This window comes from Streptomyces panaciradicis, assembly GCF_023516615.1.
In the GTDB taxonomy this organism is placed as follows: Bacteria; Actinomycetota; Actinomycetes; order Streptomycetales; family Streptomycetaceae; genus Streptomyces; species Streptomyces panaciradicis.
This window is the reverse complement of record NZ_JAMGBF010000029.1, coordinates 117,195-134,521: the sequence shown is the minus strand read 5'-3', so window position 1 is coordinate 134,521 and position 17,327 is coordinate 117,195. Positions and strand designations below refer to the sequence as shown.

15 protein-coding genes are annotated in these 17,327 nt (G+C 70.7%); 10 read left to right on the top strand and 5 right to left on the bottom strand.

Going from position 1 to position 17,327, the window contains the following annotated elements:
* Positions 1-205 precede the first annotated feature (205 nt).
* The 3 genes from M8J74_RS13090 to M8J74_RS13080 form a co-directional block, all read right to left on the bottom strand.
* The gene (locus M8J74_RS13090; RefSeq protein WP_249836548.1) at positions 206-925 is read right to left on the bottom strand and encodes an alpha/beta fold hydrolase; all 720 of its coding nucleotides are present in this window, start codon (positions 923-925) and stop codon (positions 206-208) included.
* Positions 926-973: 48 nt separating this feature from the next.
* Positions 974-1,924 carry an alpha/beta hydrolase gene (locus M8J74_RS13085; protein WP_249836547.1) on the bottom strand — a complete coding sequence of 317 codons (951 nt, stop codon included), beginning with the start codon at positions 1,922-1,924 and terminating at the stop codon, positions 974-976.
* A gap of 127 nt (positions 1,925-2,051) precedes the next feature.
* The gene (locus tag M8J74_RS13080) at positions 2,052-2,828 is read right to left on the bottom strand and encodes a DUF427 domain-containing protein (RefSeq protein ID WP_249836546.1); all 777 of its coding nucleotides are present in this window, start codon (positions 2,826-2,828) and stop codon (positions 2,052-2,054) included.
* Positions 2,829-3,250: 422 nt separating this feature from the next.
* Here M8J74_RS13080 and M8J74_RS13075 point away from each other — a divergent pair, with 422 nt between their 5' ends.
* The 8 genes from M8J74_RS13075 to M8J74_RS13040 all read left to right on the top strand — a co-directional run bounded on the left by M8J74_RS13075 (position 3,251) and on the right by M8J74_RS13040 (position 14,306).
* Complete coding sequence (locus M8J74_RS13075; RefSeq protein WP_249836545.1) at positions 3,251-4,198, top strand: alpha/beta fold hydrolase; 948 nt, start codon at positions 3,251-3,253, stop codon at positions 4,196-4,198.
* 122 nt (positions 4,199-4,320) lie between these two features.
* Positions 4,321-4,815, top strand: coding sequence for a cupin domain-containing protein (locus M8J74_RS13070; RefSeq protein WP_190154102.1), 495 nt, complete (start codon positions 4,321-4,323; stop codon positions 4,813-4,815).
* Positions 4,816-5,428: 613 nt separating this feature from the next.
* The gene (locus M8J74_RS13065; protein ID WP_249836544.1) at positions 5,429-5,638 is read left to right on the top strand and encodes a hypothetical protein; all 210 of its coding nucleotides are present in this window, start codon (positions 5,429-5,431) and stop codon (positions 5,636-5,638) included.
* 86 nt (positions 5,639-5,724) lie between these two features.
* Positions 5,725-8,412, top strand: coding sequence for a pyruvate dehydrogenase (acetyl-transferring), homodimeric type (gene aceE, locus M8J74_RS13060; protein ID WP_249836543.1), 2,688 nt, complete (start codon positions 5,725-5,727; stop codon positions 8,410-8,412).
* Between the two features lie 17 nt (positions 8,413-8,429).
* Positions 8,430-9,653: a 2-oxo acid dehydrogenase subunit E2 gene (locus M8J74_RS13055; RefSeq protein WP_249836542.1), complete on the top strand. Its 1,224-nt coding sequence runs from the start codon at positions 8,430-8,432 to the stop codon at positions 9,651-9,653.
* Between the two features lie 194 nt (positions 9,654-9,847).
* Positions 9,848-12,613, top strand: a complete 2,766-nt coding sequence (locus tag M8J74_RS13050; RefSeq protein WP_249836541.1) for an ATP-binding protein — start codon at positions 9,848-9,850, stop codon at positions 12,611-12,613.
* A 443-nt stretch (positions 12,614-13,056) separates the two neighbouring features.
* Complete coding sequence (locus M8J74_RS13045; protein ID WP_249836540.1) at positions 13,057-13,788, top strand: sigma-70 family RNA polymerase sigma factor; 732 nt, start codon at positions 13,057-13,059, stop codon at positions 13,786-13,788.
* The gene (locus M8J74_RS13040; protein WP_249836539.1) at positions 13,785-14,306 is read left to right on the top strand and encodes a MarR family winged helix-turn-helix transcriptional regulator; all 522 of its coding nucleotides are present in this window, start codon (positions 13,785-13,787) and stop codon (positions 14,304-14,306) included. The genes M8J74_RS13045 and M8J74_RS13040 overlap by 4 nt, the downstream gene beginning before the upstream one ends.
* Here the strand turns inward: M8J74_RS13040 and M8J74_RS13035 are convergent.
* Positions 14,296-15,222, bottom strand: a complete 927-nt coding sequence (locus M8J74_RS13035; protein ID WP_249836538.1) for an alpha/beta fold hydrolase — start codon at positions 15,220-15,222, stop codon at positions 14,296-14,298. The two genes, M8J74_RS13040 and M8J74_RS13035, sit on opposite strands and share 11 nt — an antisense overlap.
* A gap of 162 nt (positions 15,223-15,384) precedes the next feature.
* Here M8J74_RS13035 and M8J74_RS13030 point away from each other — a divergent pair, with 162 nt between their 5' ends.
* Together M8J74_RS13030 and M8J74_RS13025 are read left to right on the top strand one after the other, a co-directional pair.
* A complete protein-coding gene (locus M8J74_RS13030; protein ID WP_249836537.1) occupies positions 15,385-15,651 on the top strand; it encodes a WhiB family transcriptional regulator in 267 nt (88 codons plus the stop codon).
* 234 nt (positions 15,652-15,885) lie between these two features.
* Positions 15,886-16,074, top strand: a complete 189-nt coding sequence (locus M8J74_RS13025) for a hypothetical protein (protein WP_249836536.1) — start codon at positions 15,886-15,888, stop codon at positions 16,072-16,074.
* A 107-nt stretch (positions 16,075-16,181) separates the two neighbouring features.
* On the opposite strand, the gene M8J74_RS13020 is transcribed toward M8J74_RS13025, so the two are convergent.
* Entirely contained in the window at positions 16,182-17,243 is a 1,062-nt protein-coding gene (locus tag M8J74_RS13020; RefSeq protein WP_249836535.1) for a ferritin-like domain-containing protein, read from the bottom strand.
* Between the last annotated feature and the right edge of the window lie 84 nt (positions 17,244-17,327).

Here is a 17,327-nt window from a genome sequence, read left to right as displayed (position 1 = left end):
GCGGGACCAGCTCCTCGCGGTCGCGGGACGCTGTCCCGTCCATCGGCTGCTGACCAAGGACGTCACGATCATCACCGTGCCCACGTTGCTCGCGGAGCCCGCACCACTTCCGTGAAGCGACAGTCCCACACAAGAACGCGGGGTGCGGGGACCGGCTGAGAAGCCGGTCCCCGCACCCCGTCCGTCATGCGCGGGCCTCCGGCGCTCAGGCGGTCGCCTGCGCCGCCTCGTTGATCAGACGGGCCACGTCACCGGGGCGCGAGACGCTGACCGCGTGGGAGGCGGAGACCTTCATGACGGAGGCCCCGGCCCGCGCGGCCATGTAGCTCTGCACCTGCGGGGGGATGTTCCGGTCCTCGTCCGCAACCAGCACCCAGGAGGGAATGTCCCGCCACGCGGGCGCCGACGCGCCCTCCGCCAGCGCGGCATCGGCCACCGGGCGCTGTGTCGCGGCCATGACGGCCGTGGTCTCCTCGGGGACGTCGGCGGCGAATTGCTTGTGGAACTGGGCCTGTTCGATGTACAGGTCCATGACCTGCCTGCCGTCGGGCAGCGTCACCGGTACGGGCCGGAGCGTGTCGCCGAGGGTGCTGCCAGGGAACTTGCCCGACAGGGTGACGGCGCTCTCGCCCTCCTCCGGCAGGAACGCCGCGACGAAGACGAGCGCCTTGACCTCGGGCAGTCCCTTGGCCGCGTTGCTGATGACGGACCCGCCGTAGGAATGGCCGACGAGGACGACGGGGCCCTCGACGGACGTCACGATCTGCCGGACGTACTCGGCGTCGGTGGTCAGTCCGCGCAGCGGGTTGGCTACGGCGATCACCGGATAGTCGTGCGCGAGCAGCTTGTCGACGACACCGTTCCAACTGGAGGCGTCCGCGAACGCGCCGTGTACGAGGACGATGGTGGGCTTGTGTGCACTCATGAAATTGGCCTTTCGACGTGCCGGGGGAATGGGGTCGGGTGGGCGGCGTCAGTCGGTTCCGAGAGCCTTGCGCAGCACGTGGATGGCCTGCTCGATCGCGGCGGTCGACGCCTGGGTGCCGCGGACCGTGTTCAGCATCATGAAGTCGTGCAGGGAGGCGTTGTAGCGGATGCTCGTCGTCGGCACACCGGCCTGGACGAGCTTGCGGGCGTAGGCCTCGCCCTCGTCGCGCAGCACGTCGTTCTCGTCGACGACGACGAGCGCCGGCGGCAGATCCCGGAGATCTTCCAACGTCGCCCGCAACGGCGAGGCGGTGATCTGGGAACGCTCGGCGGGGTCGGTGGTGTAGGCGTCCCAGAACCACTCCATGGCCTTGGCCGTCAGGTGCGGGCCGTGCGCGAAGGTCCGGTAACTCTCGGTGTCCTGGGCCGCGTCGGTGACGGGGTAGTACAGCGATTGGTGCACGAAGGCCACATCGCCCCGCTGCTTGGCCATGTGGGTCAGGGCGGCGGTCATGTTGCCGCCGACCGAGTCACCGGCGACGGCCAGGCGGGAGGCGTCGAGCCCTTCGGCTGCGCCCTCGGTGGTGATCCACAGGGCGGTCGCGTAGGCCTGCTCGATGGCGACCGGGTACTTGGCCTCCGGGGAGCGGTCGTACTCCACGAACACCAGCGCCGCCTTCACCCCGACGGTCAGCTCGCGCACGAGCCGGTCGTGCGTGCCGGCGTTGCCGAGGATCCAACCGCCGCCGTGCACATAGAGGATGACAGGCAGGGGGCCGGTGCTGCCGACGGGCTTGAGGATGCGCACCCGCACGTCGCCGACCGAAGCCGGAACGGTGATCCACTTCTCGTCCACGTCGGGCTTCTCGATGGGCTGCGCCTGCACGTCGTCGAGCAGCTTGCGCGCGCCCTCGACCCCGAGCTCGTACAGCAGCGGCGGCTTGGCGGTCGCGTCGGCGAAATCCTGTGCGGCGGGCTCGAGAACGATGTCGCTCATGGTGTGTTCCCTCTCTGGCGGATAAGGAGGACTTTTCACACCATGGGACCAGGACCCCAGCAGATGTGTGACACGAAAAGGTCCCGGGCCGCCGAGCGCGGCCCGGGACCGCATACCGGAGCGGGGGCTAGGAACGGAGTGCGCCGGGCTTCGGCAGCGGCTCGCCGTCCACGAAAAGGTCGACGTGCTCGTTGTAGAAGGCCGTCAGGCCCGCGATGCGGTTGGCGTGGATGGTCGGGAAGTCGTATGCCCAGGCGATGTTCTCGTGGGCAGCGGTGGAGCCGTCGAACGACCAGTAGCCGCTCGTCGTTCCCTTGTACGGGCAGCGGGTCACCGTGCCGGTCCGCCGCAGTCGGGCCCAGTCGACGTGCGCGCGGTCAAGGTAGTAGCGCGTCGGCAGGCCGGTCTCGAAGAGTTTGACGCACGCCGGCGCCTCCGCCAGGACCACGCCCTCCAGCTCCACGCGGACGCTGCTCGAGGAACGAACGGCGTCCACACGCGAGTACGGGCTCCTGGGGTGGACGAAAACGGGTTCGTCCTCCTCGAACCAGTAGTCGATGGCCGGCCACTCGAAGCGCACCGTGCCCTGGAGCGGCGCCGGGGCGTCCTTCCCCCACACCCAGGCGGCACCGGGGCGCGAGTCCCCGCCCACGGACAGAGTGTGCCGGTGCGCCATGCCCGCACCGTGCTCCTCGACGACCCCTTCGTCGTCGAGGACGCCATCGACGAGGTCCCGCACCGGGATGCTGAACTGCGGATATGCCTGCCACTCCCAGACGTACAGGGCCCGCCGCGTGTCGAAGACGGTGCGACCGCCGATCACGCCCCTGATACGGCGGGGCACCGGCTCCACATGCCCGACGGGCACGAGGAAGCTCGGATGCAGAACACTTTCGGTTTCCATGGTCATCACCTGAGTCGGTCGGAGGTTCCGCGCCCGTTCGGACGGAACACGGAGAGGGTGTGCGCCCGGAACGCCCGCGTCCTCGGGCCGTCACGGACCGCGGGGTCCGTCCGGCGCTGACGCGCACAGCGCGAGCAGGGTTTGTTTCGCTGTCACAGCAGGTGGCGGAGGCCGGTCTGTGCGGGGAGACAGTCCCTGTGGAGAGGAGATCACGCCGTGCGCACGCCTACCCATTATGACGCCAACACTCTTGACACTATCAAGACAACCTTCTCATACACAGTGTGCACACTGTCGTCGAGGGCCGGACCCGGCGGCGACCGGGCCCGGTAACGCGCCCGACCACACCACCCGGTACTTCAGCCGCGCCCGACCGGAACCGCGGCTCCTCTCCCCCACTGCTCCTTCGTCGGAGGATTCGCATGTCAGCCCTGCCCCTGCTCGCCCCGCTGCGACGCGTCACGACAGACGTGCTTGAAGTCGCGTATTACGAGACGGGCTCCCCCGACGGTGACACCGTCGTCCTTCTGCACGGCTTCCCCTACGACATCCACAGTTACGTGGACGTGGCTCCCTTGCTGGCCGAAGGCGGCTTCCGCGTCATCGTCCCCCACCTGCGAGGGCACGGCCCCACGAGATTCCTGTCCGACTCTCTTCCCCGTTCCGGCCAGCAGGCGGCCCTGGGGGCGGACGTCGTCGCGCTCCTGGACGCCCTCGGCATCGAGCGGGCCTACCTCGCCGGCTATGACTGGGGCGGTCGGGCCGCCACGGTCGCCGCGGCGCTGTGGCCCGAACGGGTCCTCGGCCTGGTCTGCGTCAACGGTTACCTGATCCAGGACATCGGCGCCGCCATGAACCCCATCTCCCCCGAACTGGAGGCGGGTTTTTGGTACTTCTACTACTTCCTCACCGAGCGTGGCCGCACCGGACTGGCAGCCGATCCACGGGGTGTCGCGCGGGTCATCTGGAAACGCAACTCCCCCGTGTGGGCCTTCGGCGAAGCCGAACTGGAGCGGGCCGCCGAGGCCTTCACCAATCCGGACTACGTCGACGTCGTCATCCACTCCTACCGGCACCGCCTCGGCCTGGCAGTGGGTGCGGACGAGTACGCCCGTCTGGAAGCCCGCCTCGCCGGCCTTCCTCCGGTCACCATCCCGACGGTCACCCTGGACGGCACCGCCGACGGCAACTTCCCGGCGACCGACGGGTCATCGACCGCTCACCACTTCACCGGCCCCCGCCTGCACCTTCAGGTCGCGGACGCCGGCCACAACCTGCCGCAGGAACGCCCCGAGGCATTCGCCGCGGCGGTACGGGACGTGCGGGCCCTGCGACGGGGACACCCCCGCCACGACTGCCTCACCCGCTGACACCCGACCGCGCGGCACCGCGGCCCATCGCCGCGCCGACGTCACATCTGTCTGTGCCCACCGGTCACATCGAGTGCGGGCGGGCACGCGGCCGCCTGACCGCCTCAGGAAAGGAAACCACCATGTCGTACCCCTACCCGGAACAGAAGTACTTCGGAGACGACGGCGAGGTCAGCGCCGTGTTCCGGCCTGCCGATACCCCACCCGACCTCGGCGAGAGCGGGCCGGGCAAGGACGCCACCCACTATCTGGCCACCACCGCGACCACCCGCGGCGAGTTCGGGCTGTACCGCGTCGAGATGAGGCCGCGGGCCGGCGGCCCGAAGACGCACTTCCACAAGCGGATCTCGGAGTCGTTCTACATCCTGGACGGCACCGTGCGCATCTTCGACGGTGTGCGCTGGGTGGACGCCCGCAAGGGCGACTTCCTCCACGTGCCGCAAGGCGGACTGCACGCCTTCCGCAACGACTCCGACGCACCGGCGGACATGCTCCTGCTGTTCACACCGGGCGCGCCGCGCGAGGAGTACTTCGAGCAGGTGTCGCAGCTGGCGCACGCCTCGGAGGAGGAGCGCTCCGCGTTCTTCGACCGGCACGACTCCTACTTCGTGGAGTAGGTCCACCCCTCCGGTGTCCCGCGGCGCCCGCGCCCTGCCCGCGGTCGTCGTCGCGGGACACCCGCCGTCGGGACGACCCAGGTTCGGGCAACGTGCAGCTTGTCACACCAACGCCCTTCGTCCGGTCAACCAGGCAGGGCGCGCGGGCGCATCCGACCTCGCCGCCGCCCTCTCAGCACGTCCTGGCCGTCACGTCCGACCGTCCCGCCCTCGGCGAAGGAGACCGCATGAAAGTCGTCGTTGCAGGCGCCGCGGAACGGATCCACTCAAGATCGGTCACCCGTCTGCGGGACCACGGGGCGCAGGTGGTGCCCCTCTCCCGCGCCCCGAACGTCAACGTCGGTGGCGCACACGCTCCGCGCCGAGCACTGCGCGGTGCGCAGATCCTGGTAGACGTCACCGACGCGCCCTCGCGTCACCAGGACGTCAGCACAGCGTTCTTCGCCGACACCACCCGCAGCCTCCTGACAGTCGGCAGGGAGACCGGCGTCGAGCGCCACGTGGCCCTGTCCGCCGTGGGCACCGACCGCGTCGCCTCGGAATACCTCCGGGCCTCCGGGCCAAGACCGCACAGGAAGACCTCGTCCGCCGCTCGGCACTGCCGCATGCCCCGGTGCGCGCCACCAAGGCCGCCGGACCCGAGGAGCGACCGTTCGAGGATCTCGCCGCCGACGTGCTCGCCGGCCAGGACCGCGTGACGCCCGTGATCGGCGACGTACAGACGCCGTCCCTCGTTGCCCTGATCAGGGAGCGGACCCTGCTGCCCGGACCGGACGCCCGTCTGGGCCGTCACACGACGGCCCAGTGGCTCAAAGACCGCTGATCCACCCGCGCCGCACCGTCCGACGGCCCCCGGCGTCCACCACCCCCTCCCGACTCCCCCGCCCCATGCCTTGAGGAAGGCCGCCCATGAGTGACCCGTCCCGGCCCATCGCGTCCGCGTCGAGCAGTGAGCTCGACCAGCTTCCCGACCGTGACCGCGAGGAGACCGCCGAGTGGCAGGCATCCCTCGACGCCGTCATACGCAACGCCGGACCCGATCGGGCGGTGTACCTGATCCGGCGCGTGCACGAGTACGCGGCCCGCGCCGGCCTTTCCGTGCCAGGGCTGCTCACCACGGACTACGTCAACACCATCCCGGCGGCCGCGCAGCCGGCGTTCGACGGCGACATCACCATGGAAACCAGGATCACCGCCCTGAACCGGTGGAACGCCGCGGCCATGGTCACCCGCGGCTCCCGGCTCGGCCTGGGCGGACACATCTCCACCTACGCATCGGCGGCCTGGCTGTACGAGATCGGCTTCAACCACTTCTTCCGCGGCAAGGAACAGGACGGCTCGGGCGACCAGTTGTTCCTCCAGGGGCACGCCTCGCCGGGCATCTACGCTCGGGTGTTCCTCGAAGGCCGTCTCAGCGAGCAGCAGTTGGACGCCTTCCGGCGCGAGGCCGGCGGTCACGGCATCCCGTCCTACCCGCACCCCAGGCGCCTGCCGTGGCTGTGGGAGTTCCCGACCGTGTCCATGGGCCTCGGCCCTCTTAACGCCGTCTACCAGGCACGCTTCAACCGCTATCTGCAGGCCCGCGGCATCAAGGACACCTCCGCCTCCCGCGTGTGGGCGTTCCTCGGCGACGGGGAGACGGACGAGCCGGAGGCCACGGCCGCCCTGACGCTGGCCTCCCGTGAGGGCCTGGACAACCTCACCTTCGTGATCAACTGCAACCTGCAACGCCTCGACGGACCCGTGCGGTCCAACTCCAAGATCGTGCAGGAGCTGGAGGCGCGGTTCCGCGGGGCGGGCTGGAACGTGGTCAAGACCCTGTGGGGCGAGGCCTGGGACCCGCTGCTGACCCAGGACACGACCGGCGACCTGGTGCGCCGCCTGGGCGAGGAGCCCGACGCCCAGATGCAGACCCTCGCCGCGCGGGACGCCGCCTACATCCGCAAGAACTTCTTCGTCGGAGACACCCTGTCCGCACTCTCCGCCGCCCTGAGCGACGCCCAAGTGGTGGAGCTCTTCGAGAACTCCCGCGGTGGGCACGAGCCGTTGAAGGTGTACGCCGCCTACCGGGCCGCCGTCGAACACCGGGGGGCACCGACGGTGATCCTCGCCCAGACGGTCAAGGGGCACACCCTCGGGGCGGCGTTCGAGTCCCGCAACGCCAACCACCAGATGAAGAAGCTGACCATGGCGCAGTTCCGCGAGCTGCGCGACATGCTCGACCTGCCCATCCCCGACAGCGCCCTCGCCGGTGACGTCGTCCCCTTCTGGCATCCGGGGGAGAACTCGCCCGAGGTGCGGTATCTGCGCGAGCGGCGCGCCGCGCTGGGCGGTCCCGCCCCGGCGCGCCGTGTCATCACCAAGCCCCTGCCGGAGCCCGCCGCGCAGCCGTTCGAGGCGCTGCTCAAGGGCTTCGGCCACCAGGAGGTCGCCACCACCATGGCCTTGGTCCGCCTGGTGAAAGACCTGATGCGGGACGGCCGCACGGGCGCCCGCTGGGTGCCGATCATCCCCGACGAAGCCCGTACCTTCGGCATGGAGTCGATGTTCCCCACGGCAGGCATCTACTCGCCGCAGGGCCAGACCTACGACCCCGTCGACGCCGACCAGCTGCTGCACTACAGGGAGAGCAAGTCCGGGCAGCTCCTCATCGAGGGCATCACCGAAGCCGGTTCCATGGCCGAGTTCACCGCCGCCGCGACCTCGTACGCCACCCACGGCGAGCCGATGATCCCGTTCTACATCTTCTACGCCATGTTCGGCTTCCAGCGCACCGGCGACCAGTTCTGGGCCCTCGCCGACCAGATGGGCCGCGGGTTCGTCGTCGGCGGCACCGCCGGACGCACCACCATGACCGGCGAAGGTCTCCAGCACGGCGACGGCCACTCGCACCTCCTGGCCGCCACGAACCCCGCGGCCGTCAGCTACGACCCGGCCTTCGCCTTCGAAATCGCGGTCATCGTCCGCGACGGCCTGCGCCGGATGTTCGGGGAGCGGCCGGAGAACGTCTTCTACTACCTCACGGTCTACAACGAGCCGAAGCCCCAGCCACCCATTCCTGCATGGCCCGGCATCGAGGAGGGCATCGTCCGCGGCCTGTACCCGTTCCGACCCGGCGACCGCGCCGTGTCCGGCCCTCGGCTGCAGCTCCTGGCCTCCGGCACCGCCGTCCACTGGGCACTGCGTGCGCAGGAACTGCTCGCCGCCGACTGGAACGTGCGCGCCGATGTCTGGTCGGTGACGTCCTGGACGGAGCTGCGCCGGGACGCTATGGACGCCGACACCGCCCGCGCGCGCGGCGAGACACGTGTGCCCTTCGTGACGGAGGCGCTCGCCGGTGCGCCGGGTCCGGTCCTGGCCGTCAGCGACTGGATGCGCCAGGTCCCCGACCAGATCGGCCAGTGGATCGAGCAGGACTACTACTCACTGGGCACGGACGGATTCGGCCTGTCCGACACCCGCGAGGACGTACGACGCTACTTCCACGTGGACGCCGAATCGATCACCGTGACGGCCCTGGACCGGCTGGCACGGGCCGGACAAGTGGACCCCGACACCGTCGACCGCGCCCGCAAGCACTACGGCCTGGACACCTGAAGGAGCCATACGCCGCCATGACTGTTTCCGTGACCCTCCCCGCGCTCGGCGAGTCCGTCACCGAGGGCACCGTGACCCGCTGGCTGAAACAGCCCGGCGAGCACGTCCAGGAGGACGAACCACTGCTGGAGGTGTCCACCGACAAGGTGGACACCGAGATCCCCGCTCCCACCACGGGGGTGCTGCTGACCATCGTCGTCGGCGAGGACGAGACGGTCGAAGTGGGCGCCGAGCTCGCCGTCATCGGCCCGCCCGACGGCGAACCCTCCGCGGCGACCGCGGTCACCGCCGCCCCGGCCGCACCGGTGACCGCAGAGCCGTCCGCTCTCTCACCGGCGCCGCAACCCGCACCCCTCGCTGTTCCCGCCCCTGCTCCGGGGCCGCGGCCCGTCTCTGCACCGGCGCCGGTCGCGCAGCCGTCCTCCGCGCCGCCCGAGCAGCGCCCACTGGTTCCGCCGCCGACGACGACGCCGACCCCCGCCCCGCTCCCAGCAGCAGCGACGGCAGCGACTCCGCCGACGGCCACCCTGCGCGGTCACACCGCTGCCATCCCCCGGCTGCGCAAGGCCGTCGGCGACAGTCTCAAGCAGGCACTGCTGGAGCAGGCACAGCTGACCTCCACCGTCGAGGCCGACGCCACCGGCCTGCTGCGGCTGTGGCGGCAAACAGCGGACGGCTTCCTGGGCCGCGAGGGCTTCGCCCTGACACCGATGCCGTTCTTCGTCCTGGCCGCCGCCCAGGCGCTCAAGGCACATCCCGTGATCAACGCCAGGATCGACACGAGCGGTGCGACCATCACGTATTACGACACCGAGAACGTCGGCATCACCGTCGACACCGATCAGGGGCCGGTGACCCCGGTGGTGCGGGGCGCGGGCGATCTGACCGTCAGCGGCATCGCCCGTGCCGTCCACGACCTCACCGGCCACGCCCTGGCCGGCCGGCTCACGCCCGCGGACGTGTCCGGAGCCACCTTCACGGTCTGTGACACCGGAGCGCGCGGCGCCCTCTTCGACACCCTCATCGTCCCACCCCGCCAAGCGGCGATCCTGGGCGTGGGAGCAGTGGTCAGACGGCCGGCGGTCGTACAGGACGGCGACGAGGAGTTCATCGGTGTCCGCGAACTGGTCCACCTCTCGCTCTCCTACGACCACCGGCTGGTGGACGGCGCGGACGCCGCCCGCTACCTGACCTCCGTGAAGAAGATCGTCGAGGACGCCGTGCTCGAGGACACACGCTGACGCGACGCCGGTGGCCACGGACACGCCGGACAGCACCGCCGACGGTCCGGCAACACTCGCCGCCCGGCCCCGCCGCAGCTCCACCACGGCCGACACGACGCCACTGGCCTGGGCCTCACCCACTGGGTGACCAGCGGCGCAGATGAGTTGTGTGGCCGAAGACCAGATATATACGCTCGCAGCCGGGGGTGCTCATGAAAGGCAAGAATCCGGGCTTCCTGCACGGGCGGCAGAGCGAGCGCGCGGTGCTGGACCGGCATCTGGCCAAGGTGCGCGACGGCCACAGCGCGGTCCTCGTGCTGCGCGGTGAGGCCGGTATCGGCAAGTCCGCCCTGCTGGAGTACGTGGCCGAGACCACCGAGGACTGCACCGTAGTGCGCGCGGCGGGAGTCGAGGCCGAGATGGAACTGGCCTTCGGGGGCCTGCACCAGCTGTGCGCGCCCTTCCTGGATCGCCTCGGGCACCTCCCCGATCCGCAGCGGACGGCCCTGGAGACCGCCTTCGGGCTCAGCGCGGGCACTCCCCCCGACCGGTTCCTCGTGGGGCTGGCGGTCCTCAGCCTGCTCGCCGATGCCGCTGAGGAGACGCCGCTGATCTGCCTCGTCGACGACGTGCAGTGGCTCGACCGCGTCTCGGCCCAGATCGTCGGGTTCGTCGCCCGACGTCTGATGGCGGAGCGCCTGGGGCTGATCTTCGCCGTCCGCGAGGCGGACGGCGAACGCGCCCTGCAAGGACTGCCCGAACTCACCCTCGGCGGGCTGAGCGAGCCCGACGCCCGCGCCCTGCTGACCTCGGTGCTTCCCGGCCGGTTCGACGAACCGGTCCGCAGCAGGATCCTCGCCGAGGCGCGCGGCAATCCGCTGGCCCTGCTGGAACTGCCCCACAGCACCTCCGCGGCCGAACTCGCGGGCGGCTACGCCTCACCGCCGATGGGGCCGCTCGTCGGCAGGCTCGAGCACAACTTCAGCCTGCGCGTCGAGGAACTGCCTCCGCAGACACGGCGGCTGCTGCTGCTCGCGGCGGCCGAGCCCGTCGGCGATGTCTCACTGCTGCGCCGCGCCGCCGACATTCTCGGCGTGTCCATGAGCGAGGCCTCCCCCGCGGTGGCTGCCAACCTGCTGGAAGTGCGCACCCGGGTCCAGTTCCGGCACCCGTTGGTGCGCTCGGCCGTCTACCGCACGGCGGGACCGGCCGAGCGCCGGGAGGCGCACCGGGCGCTGGCCGAGGCCACGGACGCGCGGTCCGACCCCGAACGCCGCGCCTGGCATCTGGCCCGCGCCACGGCGGAGCCCGACGAGGCCGTGGCGGACGAACTGGCCCGCTCGGCCGACCGCGCGCAGGCGCGGGGCGGTATCGCCGCGTCGGCGGCCTTCCTGGAACGAGCGGCCGAACTGACGCCCGATCCCGCCCACCGCCGCAGCAGAGCGCTGGCAGCCGCCCGGGCCAAGTACCTCGCCGGAGCGTTCGACGCCGCGCTCGAGCTGCTGAACGTCGCCCAGATGGGCGCGCTCGACGATCTGCAACACGCCCAGGCCAGCCTGCTGCGCGGGCAGATCACCTTCGGATCGCGCAGTGCCGGTGCCACCGTGCCGCTGCTGCTCACGGCGGCCCGGGAGTTCGAGCCGCTCGACGCCGGCATCGCCCGGGAGACCTACCGGGACGCTTTCTACGCGGCCCTCACCGCGGGCCGCGTGTCCAGCGGCCCCGGCCTCGAGGAGGTCGCCCGGGCCGCACGCACCGCGCCCCCGACGGCTGACCCCGGACCCACCGACCTCTTCCTCGACGGCCTGGCCATGGCCACCACGGACGGCTACGCGGCGGGCGCCCCGGTTCTGCGCAGCGCGCTGAACACGCTGCGGTTCGGCGGCTTCACCGTGGAGCAGTCGCTGGGCTGGCTCCCGTTCGCCTGCCGCATGGCCCACAACGTGTGGGACTTCGACAGCTGGAGCACCCTGTCGGCCAAGCTCGTCGGTCTGGCACGGGAGACGGGAACACTGTCCGTGCTCCCCTCGGCGCTCCTGCTGCGGCTGGCGAACCGGGTCTTCGCCGGGGATCTGGACGACGCCGACTCACTCGCCGCGGAAGCGGTGACGATCGGCGAGGCCACCGGCAGCCACTTCCTCGCCCACTACGGGGCGCTGGTGATCGAACCCTGGCGCGGCCGTGAGACCGAGACCCTGCGGGCGATCGCGACGATCACCGGCGACCGGAGCCTCAGCGGCGAGGGAAAGGCGCTCACGGCCCCCCAGTGGGCGCTGGCCGTGCTGTACAACGGCCTCGGGCGGTACGAGGAGGCCTGCGCCGCCGCCGCCAAGGGCTGCGAGTACCCGCAGGAGCTGGGGCTCGCCCTCTCCTCCCTGGTCGAGCTGGTGGAGGCGGCGGCCCGCAGCGGGCAGCGGGACCTCGCCGTCGAGGCCGCCGGTCGCCTCGAGACCATCTGCCAGGCCAGTGGCACGGCCTGGGCGACGGGCACCTCCGCGGCGGGGCGTGCCCTGATCAGTGAGGGGGACACAGCCGACGCCCTGTACCGGGAGGCCATCGCCCGTCTGGAGAGCACCCCGGTGCGAACTGCGCTCGCACGCACCCGGCTGCTGTACGGCGAGTGGCTGAGCCGCGAGAACCGCCGCGCCGAGGCCCGGGACCAGCTGGCCCTCGCCCACGAGATCCTCGACCGGGCCGGCGCGGAGGCCTTCGCCGAGCGAGCCCGGCGGGCGCTGGAGGCCGCCGGGGAGACCGTGCGCAGGCGCGACACCGGCACCGAACAGTCGCTCACGCCTCAGGAGGCCCAGATCGCCCGGCTGGCCGGCGAAGGGCTGACCAACCTTGAGATCGGCGCACAGCTGTTCCTCAGCCCGCACACCATCGAGTGGCACTTGCGGAAGGTGTTCACGAAGCTAGGGATCCGGTCCCGCAAACAGCTGGGCGCCGTACTGCCGGGCGGGGCGGCGACCCCCGCCTGACCTCCCGGGGGCCGCGCAGCCCGCAGAGGCGGCCTCCCCGCCACACGGTGAGCCCCCCACGGAACTCCTCTGAACAGGGCCCGTGGCTCCGGGCTGTCAGGGGGCCAGGACCGGACTTCGACGGGACCGGGCTCGACCGGACCGCAGGGTCCCGAGTCGTCGGGGCCGGGGGCGGCCCCACGGGCGCGCGGGGCCAGGGGGTGGCAGGCCCCGGGTCATCCGGGGCCGGGGAGTGGTGGGCCCCAGGGGCACGCGAGGCCACGGGGTTACCGGCCCCGGGGGCCTGCGGACCAGGGGGTGGGAGGCCCCGGCCACGTGACGGCCACGGTACGACCACGGGGTGCCCCACGGTCTATCAGGGGCGCGGCAGTGCCCCTGTGGGCGCGAAGTTGGTGTCGGCGGCGAGGGAAGCCGCCCATCCCCAGCCAACAGAGGAGCCGATCGTGGACACATCTGTGATCGCAACCCGGCAGAGTCCGCAGTCGGTGATGGTGACCATCACTGCAGCGCCCGTCGAACTCAACGACGCGGCCTTCGTGTTCGGCCGCGTCCGGCCAGGACTGCTCAAGATCGCCAACCGGATCCTCCGAGATCCCGGCGAAGCCGAGGACGTCATCCAGGAGGCATGGCTGCGCTGGCAGGGCACCGACCGCACCGTCGTCGCCGACCCCGGTGCGCTGCTCCGCACGACGACCGTCCGGCTCGCCATCAACGTGCTGCAGTCGGCCCGCAGACGCCGCGAGTCCAGTGCCACCCCCTGGCTGCCGGAGCCCACGGACACCGGGATGACACCGGAGGCCCTTGTCGAACGCCAGGACTCGGTGGAGCATGCCGTTCTGCTGCTTCTGCAGACCCTGACCCCCAACCAGCGCGCGGCCTACGTGCTGCGCGAGGCGTTCGGCTATTCCTACGACCAGATCGGCGACCTGCTCCGCCTGTCCGTGGCGAACGCGCGGCAGCAGGTCTCCCGCGCACAGGACAGACTGAACAACCGGCGGCACCGACAGCACGTGGACGCGGCCACTCATCGACGGCTCGTTCAGGCGATCTTCGCCGCCGCCCGCACAGGAGACCTCGACCGCCTGGAGCACGAGCTGACCGGCCAGGACGCGCCGTACTCCGGCGAGGGGACGGCCGCACGCGACGGCGCGCCTTCCTACCGGGCAGCCGCATGACCGGCACGTCGCACGGGGACGTGGTGCGCGAGGTACGTACCGGACCTGCCGGCGACCGCGCACAGTCCTGCGCGACCGACCGGTGGGACGCCCTCGACCGCCTCCACCGTCGGGTCCAGGGGACGGTGGAGCGTCGGCTGCGCGAGGAGACCGGGTTCGGGTTGAGCGAAGTTCAGGCCCTGCGCTATGTGGGCAGGAGCTCCTCCGCGAACGCCGGCGCCGAACCCGTGCGGCTCGGAGATGTGGCCAACGGGCTCGGCCTGAGTCAATCCGCCACGAGCAGGCTGATGACACGCCTGCGCCGACAGGACCTGATCATCTCGAGCACTGTCGACCACGACCGGCGCGGCGTGCAGGTGCTGCTGACCCCGGCGGGGCACGCCGCGCTGAGCCGAACCGCGTCCCGTTACGAAAAGGTCGTCCTGGACGCGGTCCGCGATCTCGGCTCCCAGGACGCGGATCCCCTCCTGTGGCATTTCCTCATCGACGAGAGCGACGCCCGCACGGTCATCCGCTGAGGAAGTCGCGCACGGCCGCTGTGAACCTCTCGGGGCGCTCGATGTGCCCGAGATGGCCGGTCTCCTCCAGGATCACCAGCCGGGCGTCGGGAAGGAGCTGGTGCATCATGTGCGCCCAGCGAGGCCCGCAGATGAAGTCGTCCCCGCCGACCAGGACCAGGGTCGGGACAGTGAGCCGGGGCAGTTCCTCGCGGACGTCGAACGGCGGCTCCACCCCCCAGGCCGGTGCCGCGAACATCCGCAGCGATGCCCGCCCCACGGCGAACTCCTCCTCGCGACCCCAGTAGTCGTGGAAGTAGGCGGGCGAGATGAGGCGCAGCACCTTCGTCGCACCCTCGTCGTCGGACCGGTCGAGTCGCATGGTGAGACCCGCTACGTAGCTTGCCACTTCCGGCCGCTCGTCGGCGTGCTGCTGGACGAAGCTCTCCATGTTGGCCACGGCTGCCGCCCAGAACTCCTCTCCCGTCATCGGTGAGGTGTCGTACAGGACGAGGTACGCCAGGCGCTCGGGGTGGTCGAGGGCGTAGCGCTGCGCGACGAAGCCGCCGTGGGAATGACCCAGCAGGGCCACCTCGGCGAGGCCCAGGTGCTCGATCACCGCGTGCAGGAAGTGGGTGTAGGTGGCGAGGGTGTAGTCGCGTGGATCGGCCAGCCGGCCGGACTCGCCCGTGCCGACCGGCTCGAGGTAGACGACGGTCATGCTGCGTTCCAGGTCGGGCATGCGCAGGTACTCCCAGTCGATGCCCGGCCCTCCGGAGTGGGCGACGCACACCGGGCCGGTTCCGGCGACGTGGTAGCGCTGGTCGACGGCGTCCGTGCCGTGCTGGACGACGAGGGTGTGGGTGCCCGGGGAGAGGGGGTCCCCGGGATCGACGGCTGGGCTGGAAAGGGGCCTGGGGCCCTGAGTTGCGTTCACAACTCCCAGATGGTGCGGCGGTCCGGAGCCCCACTCAAGACATTGTGTCTGTTGTCACACTGAATTTCACACCGTTGCTCTCCGCCATGGAATGTCACAGGACCCCCCTTTGGACGGTCAGATGCATGAGAGGCATTCGCGACGACGACAGGAGGCGCTGCCATGAGCTGGCGCGAGAGAGCGGACTGCCGGCATGTCGACCCCGACCTGTTCTTCCCCGTCGGCACCGCAGGTTTGACGCTGGTTCAGATCGACGAGGCGAAGGCCGTGTGCGCCGGGTGCCCCGTACGGGAGCAGTGTCTGCAGTGGGCGCTGGACGTCGGACAGGTCGAGGGCATCTGGGGCGGTACGACGGAGAGCGAGCGCCGCGCGACGCGACGACGCTCGGCACGCATGGACGCCGAGCTCATCGATGCGAAGGCGTCCTGAACCGGACACATCGTTGCGCAGACCCGGCCGCGAGACGCACCCGGTGTTGTGTTGATGGTGGCAATGACATGAGCGCCCCAATCGAAAAGACGGGTGGCTGTTTCTGCCTGGTTGCCGGGGTCGTCTTCACCATCGCCGAGGCCGCCCCGATCAAGCACCCTCAGCGACGCTCTGCGCTCCGTTCCGGTCATCCTGCCGGACGGCTCCGACGATGCGGACCTGACGATCAGGTCCGTGGTGTTGCGGGGGACGTCAACGGCGAACCGCTGGTGGAACTCGCTCGGTTCGACGATCACCAATCCTGCGCTGACAGACGACGCCTCCGAGCCCGGCTGTAAGAACATTCCGTCCTGGGCCGTGGTCGCCATCCAGGACCACAACATCCCGGTGCAGGTCCAGATCGCCGCTCGGACCATGCGCTGACCCACCGGTGCCGCGGGTCAGGGGGCGTGGAGGCTCCGCCCCCTGACCCGCACCAACGTCGTGGCCCCCTGGACCGGCTGTCCAGGGGGCCACCATGTGTGCGGGGGTCAGCCGCGATCTTCCGGAGCGACGTAGTCGAAGGTTGGGCCCGCGGTCAGGCCCTCGCCGTCGGGCATCGACATCAGGCTCTGTGCCTGCCCCTTGAGCGCGTACATCGCGCCCACCGACACCCCGAGCATCGCGGGATTGCCGTCGAACGCCTGCTCCAGGAGCTGCAGCAGCTTGCCGTACGCGATGTTGAACGCCTCCTGCGCCGTGCGGATCGCACTGCCCTCCGGATGGTCCTCCAGCCGCGGGTTGGGCCGCATCGGGCGCACCCCGGCGGGATCGACGGTGAGCTTCTCGCCGGTGGGCCCTGTCTCCGGTGTGTCCCCCGGCTGGTAGCGCCGGCCCAGTGCGAGCTCCTGGAAGCGGTAGTAGTGCGAGACCGCCTTGGTCTGCGGGTGGAACATGTCCACGTCCCCGTCCCACACGTCGACGCGTGCCGCGCCCTCGCCCTGCTCCACGATCTCCTCCAGGGCGGAGAGCGCCGAGGCGAGATCGGTGACCGGGTTCAGCCGGCCGCCGGTGTGCCCGAAGGGGCCTGCGGCCACTTGGCGGGCGGGATCACCGGTGAACACCTGTTCCTCGCCGAGCTCGGTGCACAGGTGTCGCAGCCCCTTCTCGATCGCGTCGTAGAACTGGCCGATCGTCATGTAGGCGTCGCCCTCGGCCGGGTCACCCGGGTGGGCGGGTTGTTCGAGGCGGAGGAACATGCTGACCGCCTCCTGACCGAACGGCAGCAGGGACAGCTGCATGGAGGGGTCGGCGTGCGGCATGGGCCGCGGGTGCGGCGACAGTATCCGCGGAGTGTCGACGCGAGGTTGCCCTCCGACCGCGTTCAGGAGGTTCGCCACCAGCGCGAGATGGATCATCTCCTCGACGAACACGCTGCTGACCACTTCGACGGCGTGGGCGTTCCGTTCAGGGTCGAGTGAGTAGAGGGCTGTGAGGTAAGGCGGCAGCGTGGCGTGCTCCAGCTCGATGGCCCACTGCAGGTGCGCGCGCAGGTCCTCCATCGTCGTGATCGAGCGGAACCGGTCCTGGACGGTGGGGTCTTGATGATTCATGGGGGGTCTCACCTGGGTTTCGTGCGTACGGTTCGGCCGCGGCTGCGGACCGGTCTGTGGTCACCGGCATCGGTGCCGGCGGTG